Genomic DNA, 16,180 nt, shown 5'->3' on the forward strand with positions numbered 1-16,180 from the left:
CAGAACCTTCCCATTGTAAAGCGGCTCTGCTTTTTTTGACTATTCTATTGAATTTAATAATTTCACGGCTGTTTCTTCCCCATTTGCCATACATGCGGCAATCCCTACCCCGAAGTATGAACATCCTGCAAGATACACATTTGGATATAAGTCAGCTAAGGTTTGAGTAAGTGCTTCTACCGCTTGCTTATGATCTAAAGAATAAACCGGCATCGCATTTTCCCACTTTGTCACTTCATAGCTTTTTGGATTCGATTTAATTCCTAAACTCTTCTCAATATCCTTTTTTGCCTCTTTTATCAGCTCTTCTTCTGTCAGACTATTTAATCGCGCAAAGGCCGGATTCGTTTTTTTATAAAAAAGCCGCAATAATAGCTGATTATTCTTTGAAGTATGTTTCCACTTTCTGCTTGTCCACGTACATGCATTACAAACAATATCACTATCTTCTGCAACAATAAATCCCGTTCCGTCTTTAGGCAGCTCTTCATCTGATATGTCATAGGATAAATACAGGGTAATATTCGATGAATTCTTTAATTTGCCGAATATCGGGTTTAACTCTTCCTTGTTTAAAATTCTTTGCGTTATATCTTGAGGTGTCGATAACACTACAGTATCCACTATTTGCTGTTCCCCATTTGATAACTTAATTTCATATTGATCATCTATTTTTTTCATGCCTGTAACTGCAATTCCCTTTAAAATCGTTACATCTGTTAGTACTTCTTCCAATCGATTAATAATAGTAGATAACCCTTTTTTAAATGAGATAAATTTCTTATTCGCAGCAGACTGAAATGTGTCTTTATTCTTTCCAAGGCCACGGATAATGCTCCCATACTTTTCTTTATAATCCAATAGATAAGGTAAGGTAGATCCCATTGTTAACGAATAAATATTACCTGAATATACACCAGCAAGAACTGGTGCAATCTGTTTTTCCACAATTTCTTTTCCGAGATAATACTCTAAAAACTCACCAATAGACGATTCTTTCGTAAAGCATATATTTGTTCGAAAAAGATCCTTTAAAGCCTCTATCTTCCCTCGCGTAGATAGAAGCTCACTTGTAAAAAGTGCTTCTAGCGTCATCGGAATGCCGAATATAGAATCCTTAGGAATTTCTAACAACTTATTTTGAGTATGAATATAGGATGTTCCTGTTGCATTAAAAACAAGTTCCTCTTCTAAGTTCAGTTCCTTTACAAAGGGGAGAACATTTTTATTCCGCGCGACAATAGAATCCGCTCCAGTTTCCATAATAAAATCATCTTTTTTTACGGTATAAATTTTCCCACCAAGATATTCATTTGATTCTACTAGCACTAAACGGAGCCCTAAGTTTCTTTCCCTGTTTTGTTTTTGTAAATAATACATGGCAGTTAACCCCGTTATTCCACCACCAACGACTAAAACTGTTTTCACAATTCCTACACCTCATTTACTAATGACAATATCTAAAAACTTGTTTTCTCTACGATTTCTTAGCTTTTTTTATTATAAAACAGGTTTACCATTTTCTTTCTATTTATCAACATATTTTTTGTGTCTATTTGTTCACAATTTAGCAGAAATTTAACCGCATATGGTAGTAAAATCCATTGTATAATAATGTTAACCACGGAATGTAAGCGCTTGTCGAAAGAATCACTATTCTTTTTTTACAACGCAACAATTATAACGTATTCCTGATGAATGACAAAAAATTTGATCGGTGGTGTCTATCTATATGGCTAACAGTCGACTATCTGTTGCTATCCATATCCTATCTTTAATTGCCTCGAAACCTTATGAACAAATAACCTCTGATTCTATTGCAGAAAGTGTTAATACAAACCCTGTAGTGATAAGAAGAATGTGTGGTCTTTTGAAAAAAGGTGGAATATTAACGAGTAGAGCAGGAATTTCAGGGGCTATTCTATTAAAATCTCCTGCTGACATCTCTCTTTTGGACATTTATTTAGCTGTTCAATCAAAAAGTGAATGGTTTGCGCTACACGATCACCCAAATCACGATTGTCCAATCGGCTGTAAAATTTATCCTACACTAGAGAAGACTTTTTCTACTATCCAGAAATTAATGGAAAAGGAATTAACACAAATTACCTTACTGGATGTAATGGAAGAAATGGATTTATACAGTAAGATATAACATCAATTGAATATTTTAAAATAGAACACAAAGAAGAGGCTGGGACATAAGTATTTCAACTAAAAATAAACACGAACTTTTGTATAGTTAATATACATAAAAGATCGTGTTTTTCAGTTTGAAAAAAAGTTTAAAAACGAAGTGAAATGGAGCGGAGGACGCTCGACTCCTGCGGGAAATAGAGACGCTTTAGACCCCACACAGCGCATGCGAGGAGGCTCAGCTTCCTCCCCGGCGCATCGTGCGTCTGTAGCGCAATGGAACGACTTAGTTTTTACGCATAATTTTATTTGAAAACATAGATAACCATCATGAGGAAGTAGCTTTATTTAAGACTACATTAGAAATTATTCGTCTTTAAAGATTAGTTATTTTGTTTTGACCCAGACTCTCTCTATCTTTATTTATATGAATAATTTCTTGGAAAATCGTCTCCCAATCTTTTGTCTTAGCAATTTGCTTTCTTCTTTTTTCCCACTCTTGATTTCTAGCTATGTTCATCATCTTGTCACATGCTTGAATATATGTATCCACTTCCAGCCCACCCTGCAGAAGTTCATAAACACCTTCTTCTACATATTCCTTTGTTGAGGGGAGGTTCATCCCTATCACTGGCTTTCCAGCAGCAAGAAACTCAAACAGCTTTAATGGAAAAATAGCTTTATTGTATTGGGTATCCTTATATGGCATTATCCCAATGTCTAATGTATGCATATATTCCGAAACCTGCTCTCTCGGTACACTTCCAGCCCAATGAACATTTGACTCCTCCAATAATTGCATAAATTCTTGGCTAGAATTAGTGCCATCAGGTCCCACCAATAATATCCGCCAATCCTTCCTTCTTTGTGCTATTTGCTGAATAAGATTAAAATCAAGCTTTGGCTTGATTCCTCCAATATACCCAATCGTTAGTTGCTCTTTATCTATTAGAGGAACATTTTTCGCCTGTTTTTGAAAAAGCCCATATTCCACACCATTTTCAAACGTGTAAATTTTGTTGTGATAGACAGGCATTCGGTTGATTAATTCCTCTTTTAAAAAACTAGAAGTACAAGTAATATAACTCGCTTTCTCTACAATTCTTTGTTCACTTTTCAAAATGACTCTTTGTTTTAAATAGGCAAGAATAGAAAATTTTCCACTTAACTGTTCTGCCCATAGATCACTACAATCATAAACGATCTGATCCCAATCATATATCTTATAGAGGGTCGGCAATGCTGGGTAAGTATACCATAATTTCACCAAGTACCGCCCTTTCTTCTCTGCTAAATAGTTGCTCAAGCTGCGAAGCTTCTTTTGATAAAAACAGGGAATAAATCGAGCGAATCGTTGTATTTTATGATTTCCCAAATCACCAATTATCCATTGATAAATGCCATTTTCTAATTTCGTTACTTCCGGCATTTGCTTTTGCCCTGGACAAAGCCAAATTACTTCCTCTGTATCTTGCTGTTTTTGTAGGAACTCTGCAAATCGATGTCTACGGTATGTTAAATGATCTAGATTCCAAATACCAGTCGCCACAATAACATGGATTGTTCTCATTTTAATATCTCCTTACCTTTTACAGTCTTTTCCGGATAGCATTATAGGCATAATGAGAAAAATACCAAGACGACTGCAAGAAATTCAACTGCTCTATTTGGCGATACACATGCCAATTATTTTTTGCTGCCTTCCATTTGTTTTTGGAGATAGATTCATTTCCCACCCTGTATTCTGCTAGTATTTCATTTAAGCCAAACGCACGGAATCCTCTTTTTAAAATCATTAGCCAAGTTGCCAAGTCTTGCCGAGTGCGGATATTAGGCATACGGAAATCTCCCACTTGGTCACGATCAATTAGTACAGTAAGGCAACCGACAATTGTATTTTTTAGCATCGTTTGATAGTCAACTCGCTTAGGAGCACGAATATATTTATTTAAATACTCTCCTTTTTGATCAATCCACTCATAGGCAGTAAAGGTAAAAGCATATTTGTTATCCATCATATAGGCTAACTGTGCTTCAAGCTTGTCTTTTTTCCATCTATCATCACTGTCTAAAAAAGCGATGTATCTTCCACGGGCATGAGCTAGTGCTATGTTTCTGGCAACAGCAGCTCCTTCATTCACCGTCTGGTAAAAAATACGAATGCGTCCATCTGCCTTTTCCCATTCCTTTAATAAATCGACCGTTCCGTCCGTTGAATGATCATCAACAATTAATAGTTCCCAATCCGTGTAAGTTTGTTCTCTGACTGATTCGATGCTATAAGATATATATTCTTTACAATTATATGAAGGCATAATAATGGATACAGATGGAGTCATTCTACATTCACCTCTTTAAATCCGTTTCAGATTTTATAAACACCGGATATATTATCCATAAACAACTGAGCATGATTCCAATCATAACTCCTAAAAGCGCCCGATCTTGTTGAGAAAATACTCTGTTATCTGCCTTAATTGCCATAACATCCTTCACTAGCATCGCTGGCTGAAGTGTTAACTGTTTCGTTTTTAGCTCGTATAAAAATCGCTCTTGATCTACTACCAAGTCTTCTGAAACGGTCTTTTCCTGAAGCTGATTAATGCTTTCTGAGATAATTTCATCCTTTTCTTTGTAATATCGCTGATCCATTTCTAAAAAAGCTGTTACTAATTCTGATAATGAATCCAATGCTTCTCGTTCATTTATTGCAGTCAAAGCAAAGCTTATTTTTGTCGGTGCATCGGTAGAAATACGGAGTTGCTCTCTATCAATCTCAACATCTGGTAAATATTCTTTAAAAGTCGTTTCATTTCTTAATAAGGACGCGATTACTTCACTATTGTTCAAATACTCATTTTCATAATTTCCAAGTAAAATCGTTGCCTCTGCTTTTACATCTGTAATTTCTTTCCCTGCTGGTGCAAACCATCCAATTGCTCCGAGAAGGAGGCTTAATACTAATAAGGTCAAAATGTATCTTTTCAATCTGGCTGTAAAAAGTGATAAACCGAACTTCACGAACGAACTCTCCCTTTCAGCTATGAAAGTTAAGATTCTAGCTTTTTATTTTTATAAACAGATAATGTAGATAAAATAAATCCTAGAAACACCCAATGGAAATATAAATTCATCACTGAACTTGGACTAATACTAGAAATGAGGAAAGAGACCATTCCAATCATGGATGCTTCTAACAGCATTTTATCCGTACTGCTGTTAGTCCTTTGATAGATTCGATAGAACCCTATAAATGCATAGATCCACACAAATAAATAACCAAGTAGAATAACTAAACCAAAATTCCCTGCAATTTCTGCAAACCAATTATGCACTTGATAGACATTTCCAGTTGGAAAGTAGCTTTCATGCTCCAAATAATAAGGGATATTCCCCGCCCCGATACCAAATCCATATGAATCTAGTAAATAATAGAAGGTGTTCCTTAAAAGATTGATTCTTGCCAGGTTTGATGGCAGCACTTCATCGAATCCATATTCTCCTGCTGAGTCCATAAGTAAATGAACTTTGGCAATCCCTCTGTTTGCAAACAAGAGACTCCCTAATACAAATAATCCAAAAAGAGTTAGCAGAATTAACTTTTTCCACCTTTTCGGTATCAATAAGAATAGATAGACTAACCCTCCTCCTACTACCGCAAGCATGGCAGCACGTGATTCCGTTAAATATAGAAGAATAAGTACCATTACACTTAGAAGAAATGTTGATCCTTTCAGCATGGTTCTTTTAGCATTTTTTGCTACAGCTAAGAAAAAGAAAAAGGAAATTCCCAGATAAACAGCAAAATCATTCTGGTTAAAAAAAACAGCTGTAGGGTAGGTTAGTTTATGAACAGAAGCTCCATACAGCCCTGAACTTGGCAATTGAATTGCGAAAAAATAATTCACAAAGCCTATTCCAACTAATACAACAGTCATTCCAAGCCAGCCCGCCAAAAAGAACTTCAATTGCAGTCTTGTTTTAAATGTCATACTTGCTAAATAAACGAATGCTATCCCCATCATCAATAAGGACAGATATTTAATGGATGCCATAATCGAGAGGGACCAAAGAACAGATAAAATTCCATAAAGTAACCACCCACCAAAAAATAACCATATATAGGACAGACCACTACGATTAAAGTCCACCGTCAGCCTTTTATTGTATAAAGCAGTGCACACGTACATAATAATTGCCAATAATAGCAATATTCTGTACAAAAAAAGAGAAAAGGCACCAACATTTACACTAATGACGGACTGGTTAAGAAAGGTAGAGAGCAGCAAGGCATACATAACCTTTCGGAATAATTGGTCAAGTGTCATGACTGATTTTAAATAAACGCCTAATTGTATAGAAATCCATATGCTTACAATAGGAAGTATCCAGGTTAATTTATACATCGTTGTCACATATAAAACGGTAAGACAACCGATAAATAAGACTGTAAATCCTATTGTTTTGCTTCCTGTACGATTATTTCCCAAACTTCTACAATCCTTCCTCCCTATTCTACGCTTACTTTTGTAAAACTTTTTTTGATGAGAAAAGGGTTTCTCTCAATCCATTTTCTAAATTGGTTCGAGGCATCCATTCCAATTGTGCCATTGTCTCCTCATTACAAAGAATGCTATGTAAAATATCTCCAGCTCTTTCTGCTTTATATATTGGATTAAAGGAAAAACCGCTAATTTTCCCCATCTTTTCCCAAAGCTGATTGATAGAAATTCGATTATTTGAGGAAATATTTAAACAAACATTTTCTTGTTGCTTTAATGCCAGTACATTTGCATATGCTACATCTTTTACAAAGATAAAGTCTCGAGTCTGTTCTCCAGAACCGTAAATGATCGGCGTCTCATTTTCAAGAATACGATCAGCAAAAATAGAAATAACTCCGCCTTCTCCTTTGCCATCCTGCCTTGGTCCAAAAACATTGCTATATCTTAGAATCCCATAGGATAAGCCATAAAATTTATGTGCTAGCTTTAGATATTTTTCGACAGTTAATTTAGTCAATCCGTAAGGTGATTCTGGTAAGGTTGGATGATCTATCGTAACAGGAAGCGCCATAGGGTTTCCGTATACAGCTGCAGAGGAAGCAAATAATATTTTCTCCACAGAGGCACGAATAGCTGCTTGAATCACATGCAAAGATCCTTTTACATTTACATTTTCATCATGCAATATATCATGAACCGATTCTGCCACACTTACTTGGGCAGCCTGGTGAATAATAAAGGAAGGATGTAAGTCGACAATAACATCGATTACTCTTGGATCGGTTATATCAAAGGGACAAATTTTAACAGGCAAATCTTTAATATGATCAAACTTCCCTGATGAAAAATTATCGATAACGACTACTTCATATCCTTCTTCTAATAGAGCTTCTACAATATGTGATCCAATAAAACCTGCTCCACCTGTAACTAGAACCTTGGTCATTTTGCTTCCTCCCAAATGTGATTTATTTCATAAGTAGAATTTGTCGACTTATTTGTTAATCCTTCATATTTCTCTATTAGTTTTTTTGCATTATCAACTACAGAGTAATTTGCATGGACGTGCTGGGATAATTCTTCTATTACCTCTTCATAGAAAATCGGATTAGCCATTAACTCTTTTACTTTTGTTACGATATCTTGTACCGATTTAGGTTGGATTAATAGATTAGAATATTTACCAAATAAATCTGGTATCCCACCTACATTCGTACAAATAATTGGGATTTTTAAAGCCATCGCCTCTATTACAACGGTTGGCACCCCCTCCGAATAGGACGGTAAAATAAAAATATCGCTTGCAAGTATATATTCTCGCACTTTATCATTAGGAATTTGCCCCACTAAAAACAATCGTTCATTGTACATTTCCTGCCTTTGTAGCCTTTTCTTTTCCGGTCCATCGCCCACATAAACAACTACATATTCTGCTGGAAGAAAAGGCAATGCGTTTGCTAATTCAAAAATCCCCTTTTCTTTCACCAGGCGTCCAATATACAGAATGATTTTTTTACTCTTCGGTAATGTTAACTCCCCTTTACGCTTTGCTTTCCATATCGAGGCGTCCGTTATCTTGAATGTCGTTAAATCAATCCCTATTGGCAACGGGGTACATTCCCTACCTGTTTTTCGCTCTGCTGCTATCGCAAGGTGCTTCCCTACGGCGATTACTTCATCTGCAGATTTAACCGTTTTTTGAAAAATCCGTTCTGCGCTTCGACTGAAAGAAGGATAAATATGAACATCACTTCCATGCAGTGTTAAAAGCCATGGCTTCTGACATTCAGCAGCAATTATTCTGGCAGCACCTCCAGAGGGCATTGCAAAATGAGCATGGATAAAATCGAAATGGAGATTTTCTTTCTTCAAGGTGTTAAGAATACTTCTTGCAATCCGTTTGTCCGGCTGAAACCAGCGAAGTTGACCCGGAGTTGCTCTATACACTGGTCTGTATACCTTCACGCCATTCCGCTTTTCTAAATAGGGGAGATTCTTTTTTCGATACTTTTTCTTCCATACTCTAATAATGGATGTATTTAAGGGAATAGGATTAATAACCGTTACTTCTACTCCTAAAGAAGTTAGTGCTCTTACCTGTGTTTCATGAAACACTCCAATTCCAGGGTTCTCCTCACTTGGGTAAACACTGGTTATCCACAATACCTTCATGATACGTAACCCTCTTTCTATAGGTTTATCTGCGATTATTGATACTCTCCTCTAAGCTCTAGCTTTTTTGTTACAAGGAATAACAAGAAGTAGCTGATCCCACTTATCAACACAGACCATATTAGCGTCCAAACCAAATTATTGTGGAGCGAAATCATTTGATTTTTCAATACAAATGCGATCACACTACTTACTCCTGCAAGAATAAATGGCAACAGCAACACTTTGATATATCTTTTTAGTTGAAGGCCAATCATTCTAGTTAATAAAATTCTTCCACCTATAAAATTCAGTATGCTTACAGCTACATATGTCCATGCCACCATTTCCAGCTGCTCACTTTGAACTGCAGCTAGCAATGCTAAACTGTAGCAAACTAATACTCCTGAATCCCAATAAAATGAAATATTCGCCTTTCCCTTGGCTAAAATGATGCTGCCATTTGGGTTCATAAGGACTCTTAGGATCCCGACAATAATCATAATTTGCAAAATTGGAATGGCTTCTCCCCATTGCTTACCAAAAAATAGAGGAATAACTATATCTGCAACAGAATAAAGCCCGAGTAGCAGCGGAAAAGAAACAAGCGCCAATAATTTGGTCATGTACAGATAACCAGTTTCTAATGTCTGATTATTATTTTTATCTTTCGAAAACACTGGAAATGCAACTCTTGTTATGATGGGATTTAATTTAAGAACAGGAATGGTCACTATTTGATAGACCAAGCTATATATTCCTAATGCCTCCATTCCAATAAATCTCCCAATTAAAATCATATCTACATTGCTACCTAGACGATTTACGAGACGAGATAAAAGCTGATATATCCCAAAAGAAAAGAATTCTTTACAGTCTTTCATATCTAAAACAAAGCTTGGTTTCCACTTTGGAAGATAACAAATAAAAAAAAGAACTCCTTTCAAGGAATAGAGACAAATCTGCGATATTACATACGCATTTATTGGGTCTTGTTTCGTGAAAACAATCAAACCAATTAAGAGCCCAAAGCTTAAAATAGTTGCTATCGTCTCTATTTTTCCTAATAGCTGAAAGGATAAGTCGCGCTGCATTAGATACTGGGATTGCTGGCCGATTGGAGCAATCAAGAAAACAATAGATAACAGGCGTATTTTTCCCTCTAGCTCGTTTGTTTGAAAGTAATCTGCAATAATAGGACTAGCAGCCTGCATAACAATACAGATTAAAATCCCCAAAAGAATATTGATCCAAAATAAAGTGGACAACTGTCTATTTGTTGCATGATGCTTTTGAATAACAGCTGCCCCTAGTCCAAGTTCGACAAAAATCTGTGCAAAAATAATGATGGTTGTCAACATGCCTATCATGCCAAATTCCCTTGCACTCATTGCATTACCTAGTATTACAAACTGCCCCATCTGTAATAGAGTAATGACTAACGTCGCTATACTAGTCCATTTTGCTCCACTGTTAATTTTGCTTTTAATGGAGTCCAATTACCTAGCACCTTCTCCTGTTAAGACAACCTTTATTGTTTTTAACAAAATGATCATCTCTAAAGTAAACGTCACATTATTAATATATTGAAGATCGTACTTGAGCTTTTCCTCTGGCGAAATATCATATCCGCCATTCACTTGTGCAAGACCTGTCAACCCAGGTTTCACAAGAAGCCTATTGGAAAACCCATCAATCTCTTCACTAAATTTCGCTGTAAAAGACGGTCTTTCTGGTCTTGGTCCAATTATGGACATATCGCCTTTTAATACAGAAAATAGTTGGGGTAATTCATCAATTCGCGTTTTTCTTATAAAGGTCCCGACTTTTGTAATTCTTGGATCATTTACTTCCGCCCATTTTTCGCCATCTTTTTCTGCATCATTTCTCATCGAGCGCAATTTAATTAAACGAAAGCATTTCCCATTCTTTCCGACCCTTTTTTGAATATAGAAGGGTGAACCTGGGGAATCTACTCGAATAAGAATAGCAAACAATAGAATGAATGGGAGTGAAATCACAATACCTATACTTGCTATAAAGAGATCCATCATTCTTTTAAAAAATGGATAAGAGGAAACTTTTTTTGATGACGTAAGTTTATTTGCTTGTACAATTGATATCTCTTTTAAAATATGGATACTCCTGTTAGCCTGCATTTTTTTCACCTCAAAGTTTTATCTATCTGGGCTATTTACAAATTTAGTATATGGTTCTTTTGTTAATAAATCGTTGAATCTATTTTAAAGAATGGTAAATGATTGTAAATTTCCAGTTATTTTTCGATATACATGGATGATTTTTATGGAATGAGGTGGTGATCCATTAATGGAATTTGACTGTATGTTTTGTTTGGTAGTCTTTTGCAGAGGAAGCTAATTCTGTCTGTTACGGTCCCTTGCTGTTTTTCTTGTTTACGGGCTCAGAGAACGCTTCTCTGTTACCTTCTCTTCCTGTTTTTCTTGCTTATGGGCTCAGAGAACGCTTCTCTGTTACCTTCTCTTCCTGTTTTTCTTGTTAATGGGCTCAGAGAACGCTTCTCTGTTACCTTTTCTTCCTGTTTTTCTTGTTAATGGGCTCAGAGAACGGCTCTCTGTTACCTTTTCTTCCTGTTTTTCTTGTTACCAGACTCAGAGAGCGCTTCTCTGTTACCGTCTTCTCCTGTTTTTCTGGCTCCCGGGCTTAGATAAAGCTTCTCTGTTACCGTCTCCTCCTATTTTTCTCACTCCCCGGGCTCAGAAGTCCCACTCTATCCCTTTCCAAAAATAAAATAGGACTGCCCATCACCCGACATCGGTTGACAGACAATCCTTACTCAAAATCAAAAATCAATTTAATAATAATGTGACTATTCCAATGAACAGTACACTGCATAAACACCATGAATCTTGTTTTTTCCAGTTGATTCTCCGAAAAGTAGATCTTTTTATTCCAGATCGATATCCTTTTACATCCATCATATTAGCCATATCCTCTGCTCTATTTATCGAACTAACAAATAAAGGAAGAAAAATTGGCACTAGTGTTTTCATTTGCTGAAATAATGAACCTTCGCCAAACACTGTACCTCTTGCTCTTTGGGCATCCATTACCTTTTGGGTTTCATCTAGTAAATTAGGAATGAAACGTAAGGAGATAGATAGCATGATGCTTATATCATCAATCGGAACTTTTACAAAGCGTAATGGTGATAATAATTTATTTATCCCATCTGTCAAATCGATTGGTTTCGTTGTTAATGTTAAGACCGTTGATAAAAATACCATCATGACAAAACGGCTAAAGATAAAAATTCCATTTATTAAGCCGTACTCTGAAATCGTAATTGGTCCCATAGTTACATATACGTTGCTTCCAGAAGTAAATAGCACTTGTAATACCACTGTGAATAAGATAAGCCAAATCATTGGTCTTACTCCCCGTACATAAGTACGAAATGGAACTTGTGATAAATGCATGATAGAAAATGTGATGAGCCATAAAAATAAATAGGCTTGCCAACTATCTGCTATAAATAGCATCACTATAAGTAAAATGACTGAAATCATTTTTGCCCGAGCATCTAACCGATGAAGCCATGATCCTCCAGGAAAATATCTCCCTAAAATTAATTTATTCATACCAATCCCACCATAACCAAAGCATCTGCTAGCTCATCTAACGTTAGGCATATCTTTGGTAATTTCATTCCTGTTTCCTGTTCAATTTTTATTTGATAGCGCCGAGCCTGTGGCAATTCAAGTCCCCAACTCTCTAGTAAATCTGAATCTGTAAAAATCGTTTTTGTTTTTTCGTATTTTATTATTTTTCCTTGATCCATTAAAATAACACGATCAGCGTATAAAGCTACATCCTCCATGTCATGCGTAACCAAAATGGTAGTTAAGCCTTCTTGTTGATGCCAACTAGAAATGAGAGACATAATTTCTTTTTTTCCCTGTGGATCTAATCCAGCACCAGGTTCGTCTAGAACAAGCACAGCAGGTTCCATTGCTAAAATCCCTGCAATTGCAACTCGTCTTTTCTGCCCCCCCGATAAGGAAAACGGGGATTTTGATAAAATGGATGGCTCTAGCCCCACTAACTCAATCATCTTTTTAGCAGTTTTTTTCGCTTCTTCTAAAGGCACGCCAAAATTCATGGGCCCGAAGCAAATATCTTTTTCCACTGTTTCAGCAAATAATTGGGACTCTGGAAATTGAAAGACCATTCCCACTTGTTTACGAATGTTCCGGATATCCTTTTTAGGATACGGTTGCTTAATGACTGTTTCTCCAATACGTACACTGCCTTTTGTCGGTAGAAGCAAGCCATTTAATATCTTTAACAAGCTAGATTTCCCAGCACCAGTTCTTCCAATGAGCGCTGTAAAAGTCCCTGATTCAATTGTAAGATTTACGGTATTTAATACGTTGGATTTACGGATTGGTCCGAGCTGATAATTTGCTGACACATCCTTTAATTCGATTTGCATATCCATAACACCATTTCTGCTTCTGTCATATATTTTTCTGGAACATTACACTTTCTATTTTTCAATGCATTTCTTAGTTTTTCTGCAAAGGGCTTTTCAAGTGATGAATCGGTGAAAAATAGCTGGGAAGGACTTTCTATTTTCGCTACTTTCCCTTGCTTTATGACCATAACTTTATCTGCATGGGCTGCTTCCTCCATATCATGAGTAATCGATAGGATTGTCATTCCTTTGTTTGTTAACTTACGTATTGTGTCCATTAATTCCTTTCTGCTTCTCGGATCCAACATAACAAAAGCTTCATCCAAAATGAGCACCTTTGGCTGCAATGCAAGCATTCCTGCGATTGCAACTCTTTGTTTTTGACCACCTGATAATTGAGAAGGATCTGCCATCCGATACTCGGTCATTCCAACATCTTCTAATGCCTTATCCACTCTTTCTCTCATTTGTTTATATGGCATATTTATATTTTCCAGTCCGAAAGCAACATCATCCTCTACCGTTGTTCCAATGAACTGATTTTCAGGATTTTGAAAAACGATGCCGATATCCCAAGATACTGATTCTTTCCTTAAAACTGTTCCGTTTATTTTCAGTTGTCCTGCATCAGGTTGAAGCAATCCAACAAGCAAATGAGCTAACGTGGATTTACCACTTCCATTATGACCAATAAGTGCGGTCCATTCCCCTTCTCTTAATTGAAAGGAAACATCTGATATATTGCTCCTGTCCTGTTTTTTATCATATCGAAAGCTTAATCCTTCCACTTCCAAAACAACACCCAAACTAATCCCCCCTATCCCTAAATAGAAAAGTGCAAGTCTCTTAGTGATCAGTAAATTTCTTATCTAATAATGAAAGACATTGCTAAAGACACTACTAGAAATCCATTAACAATAATCAAGTTTTTCACAGCTAAACTAAATGTTTTTGATTTAACTTGGAGTTCATTAAAAATCCGCATATGCTTATATACTGGTAAAATAGCAACTAAGCTTAATAACGCTATTATTGGTAGTAAATGTAGAAAGACTGAAATCAAAATAGCAACAAAAGATCCTACATAAAGCCCGTTATACAGCCATAAGGAATATTTTTTGCCTAGATAAAACGGCAAGGTAAAGCGATGATTCTTAATATCTTCTTCTACGTCACAAATATTATTTGCAAGCATAAGGTTTGCTATCGTAAACATACATGGTAAAGACACAATAATGATTTCTATTATTTTTATCAGGTTAACTTGGAGAAATATCATTTCCTTTTCCCAAGTCAAAGCGGCAATTCCAACATCAAAGGCATTTACATATACCGTTAGAAAAACGATACCAAACCCCATCGTAACTCCAGAAAACACTTCTCCTAAAGGCATTCTTGATAAGGGAATTGGCCCAAAGGTATACAAAATTCCAATGCAAAAGCATATAAATCCAATTAAAAGTACAAGTAAGTCTGTCTCGATACTAAGCCAGATTCCCAACCCTGTTGCCATTAAAAAGAGCGTAAGTATCGTTGCGATAACCGTGCTTTCTTTTATCCCTTCCTGCCCAATCACGTTTTTTTCTTTCCTATATTCATCACTTTTCGCTTTTCGATAATCCATATAGTTATTTATTGCTGTTGTTGTTAAATCAAAGATGAGCATAGAGCTAAAGAATATAAGCGTATTTTTCAAATGAAATGCATCGTATCGGTATAATACAAATAATATCCCGATGAAAAACGGAAAAACACTAGCTATTTTTGTTTGGATTTCTACTAACTTTAAAAATGAACGAATCGACATGCCTTACGCCTCCCTCTTCCTTATTAGTTCGCTATTTCAAATTTATCATTCGTTAAAGTAAATTTATCTTTTAGTCCCGATGTTAAGTAAACCTTCTTATCTTTTGTTACAAAAATAGCTTCCATTCCATCCATTTGTTCTACTGCTTTTAATCCTTCATCTACTCCTTTTATAAATATCGTTGTCGAATATCCATCCCCATCAAACGACTTATCAGAAACAATGGTTATTCCCGCAACATCATTATTTACAGAATAACCTGTTTTAGGGCTAAGAATATGATGATATTTGACACCATCAACTTCCAAATAACGTTCATATATTCCTGATGTTACAATGGATGTATCCGTTTCTTCCATTTTCCCTACCATTTCTCCTCTGTCTGAAAATGGATCCTGAACACCAACTTCCCAAGGCTTTCCTGATGCATTCTTTCCTTTTACATAAATGTTTCCGCCTAAATCGATAATGGCAGATTTCACCCCATTATCCTCTAATACCTTCACAACTTCGTCTGTAATAAACCCTTTTGCAATTCCTCCTAAGTCCAACATCATTCCTTGTTCTGGCAAATAGACGGTTTGCTTCTCTTCATTTAATTCTATCTTTCTATAATTAATAAAAGGGAGGATTTCATCTATCTCTGCTTGAGTCGGCTTTTTTTCATCTGGAAATCCGATATGCCACAAATTAGTAAGGGGACCAATTGTGATATCAAAATCGCCTCCTGAGTATCCACTATAATCTTTTCCTGCTTTCACCAAACGATAGATATCATCTGGTACCTGTACTGGTTTTAAACCAGCATTTTCATTGATTTCGTCAATAATCGATCCTTCTTCATTGACTGTAATTTGACTTGCAAGCAGCTCTATTCGATCGAATACTTGGTTCAATACTTCTTCTTTATCTTTATCAAAGATTTTAATGGTTACTACTGTTCCCATTAAGAATTCCGTTTTTTTATAGGGGGTACTCGTTACCCCTGTGTCTGTATCCTTTTGCTTGCCACAGCCTACTAATAAAAAGAGGGAAAGTAACAAAATCGCCGCCTTTTTTAATTTTTTCATTAAACCCATTCCCTTCTATGAATATCACATTATAGTTATTTACTATTTTATGTTG

General features: G+C 36.1%; 15 protein-coding genes. 1 reads left to right on the forward strand and 14 read right to left on the reverse strand.

What is annotated here, in order from left to right; all coding sequences use genetic code 11:
* Positions 1–39: 39 nt before the first annotated feature.
* Positions 40–1,428 (reverse strand): protoporphyrinogen oxidase, encoded by a 1,389-nt coding sequence (locus ADJ83_RS14570; RefSeq protein WP_031535006.1) that lies wholly within the window; start codon positions 1,426–1,428, stop codon positions 40–42.
* Positions 1,429–1,732: 304 nt separating this feature from the next.
* Between ADJ83_RS14570 and ADJ83_RS14575 the strand changes: the two genes are divergently transcribed.
* A complete protein-coding gene (locus ADJ83_RS14575) occupies positions 1,733–2,155 on the forward strand; it encodes an Rrf2 family transcriptional regulator (RefSeq protein ID WP_031535009.1) in 423 nt (140 codons plus the stop codon).
* A 357-nt stretch (positions 2,156–2,512) separates the two neighbouring features.
* On the opposite strand, the gene tuaH is transcribed toward ADJ83_RS14575, so the two are convergent.
* From tuaH to ADJ83_RS14640, 13 genes are all read right to left on the reverse strand, one after another.
* Positions 2,513–3,706 (reverse strand): teichuronic acid biosynthesis protein TuaH, encoded by a 1,194-nt coding sequence (gene tuaH / locus ADJ83_RS14580; protein ID WP_048718169.1) that lies wholly within the window; start codon positions 3,704–3,706, stop codon positions 2,513–2,515.
* Positions 3,707–3,725: 19 nt separating this feature from the next.
* Positions 3,726–4,475: a teichuronic acid biosynthesis protein TuaG gene (gene tuaG, locus ADJ83_RS14585; RefSeq protein WP_031535012.1), complete on the reverse strand. Its 750-nt coding sequence runs from the start codon at positions 4,473–4,475 to the stop codon at positions 3,726–3,728.
* Positions 4,476–4,482: 7 nt separating this feature from the next.
* Entirely contained in the window at positions 4,483–5,157 is a 675-nt protein-coding gene (locus ADJ83_RS14590) for a hypothetical protein (RefSeq protein WP_031535014.1), read from the reverse strand.
* Between the two features lie 29 nt (positions 5,158–5,186).
* The gene (locus ADJ83_RS14595) at positions 5,187–6,626 is read right to left on the reverse strand and encodes an O-antigen ligase family protein (RefSeq protein ID WP_048718172.1); all 1,440 of its coding nucleotides are present in this window, start codon (positions 6,624–6,626) and stop codon (positions 5,187–5,189) included.
* A 31-nt stretch (positions 6,627–6,657) separates the two neighbouring features.
* Positions 6,658–7,587 (reverse strand): NAD-dependent epimerase/dehydratase family protein, encoded by a 930-nt coding sequence (locus ADJ83_RS14600; RefSeq protein ID WP_031535018.1) that lies wholly within the window; start codon positions 7,585–7,587, stop codon positions 6,658–6,660.
* On the reverse strand, positions 7,584–8,813 hold the full coding sequence (gene tuaC / locus ADJ83_RS14605) for a teichuronic acid biosynthesis protein TuaC (protein ID WP_031535020.1): 1,230 nt from the start codon (positions 8,811–8,813) through the stop codon (positions 7,584–7,586). Before tuaC ends, ADJ83_RS14600 begins: the two co-directional genes overlap by 4 nt.
* Before the next feature lie 35 nt (positions 8,814–8,848).
* Complete coding sequence (tuaB, locus tag ADJ83_RS14610; protein ID WP_031535022.1) at positions 8,849–10,291, reverse strand: teichuronic acid biosynthesis protein TuaB; 1,443 nt, start codon at positions 10,289–10,291, stop codon at positions 8,849–8,851.
* Entirely contained in the window at positions 10,292–10,951 is a 660-nt protein-coding gene (locus ADJ83_RS14615; RefSeq protein WP_031535024.1) for a sugar transferase, read from the reverse strand.
* A gap of 669 nt (positions 10,952–11,620) precedes the next feature.
* Positions 11,621–12,412 carry an energy-coupling factor transporter transmembrane component T family protein gene (locus tag ADJ83_RS14620; RefSeq protein WP_031535026.1) on the reverse strand — a complete coding sequence of 264 codons (792 nt, stop codon included), beginning with the start codon at positions 12,410–12,412 and terminating at the stop codon, positions 11,621–11,623.
* On the reverse strand, positions 12,409–13,266 hold the full coding sequence (locus ADJ83_RS14625) for an energy-coupling factor transporter ATPase (protein WP_031535028.1): 858 nt from the start codon (positions 13,264–13,266) through the stop codon (positions 12,409–12,411). The genes ADJ83_RS14620 and ADJ83_RS14625 overlap by 4 nt, the downstream gene beginning before the upstream one ends.
* Entirely contained in the window at positions 13,251–14,054 is an 804-nt protein-coding gene (locus ADJ83_RS14630; protein WP_035415984.1) for an energy-coupling factor transporter ATPase, read from the reverse strand. The genes ADJ83_RS14625 and ADJ83_RS14630 overlap by 16 nt, the downstream gene beginning before the upstream one ends.
* A 59-nt stretch (positions 14,055–14,113) precedes the next feature.
* The gene (gene menA / locus ADJ83_RS14635) at positions 14,114–15,055 is read right to left on the reverse strand and encodes a 1,4-dihydroxy-2-naphthoate polyprenyltransferase (RefSeq protein WP_031535031.1); all 942 of its coding nucleotides are present in this window, start codon (positions 15,053–15,055) and stop codon (positions 14,114–14,116) included.
* Positions 15,056–15,078: 23 nt separating this feature from the next.
* Complete coding sequence (locus ADJ83_RS14640) at positions 15,079–16,125, reverse strand: FAD:protein FMN transferase (RefSeq protein WP_031535034.1); 1,047 nt, start codon at positions 16,123–16,125, stop codon at positions 15,079–15,081.
* Positions 16,126–16,180: the final 55 nt, after the last annotated feature.

It is taken from the genome of Bacillus sp. 522_BSPC (genome assembly GCF_001076885.1).
Classification (GTDB): Bacteria; Bacillota; Bacilli; order Bacillales; family Cytobacillaceae; genus Niallia; species Niallia hominis.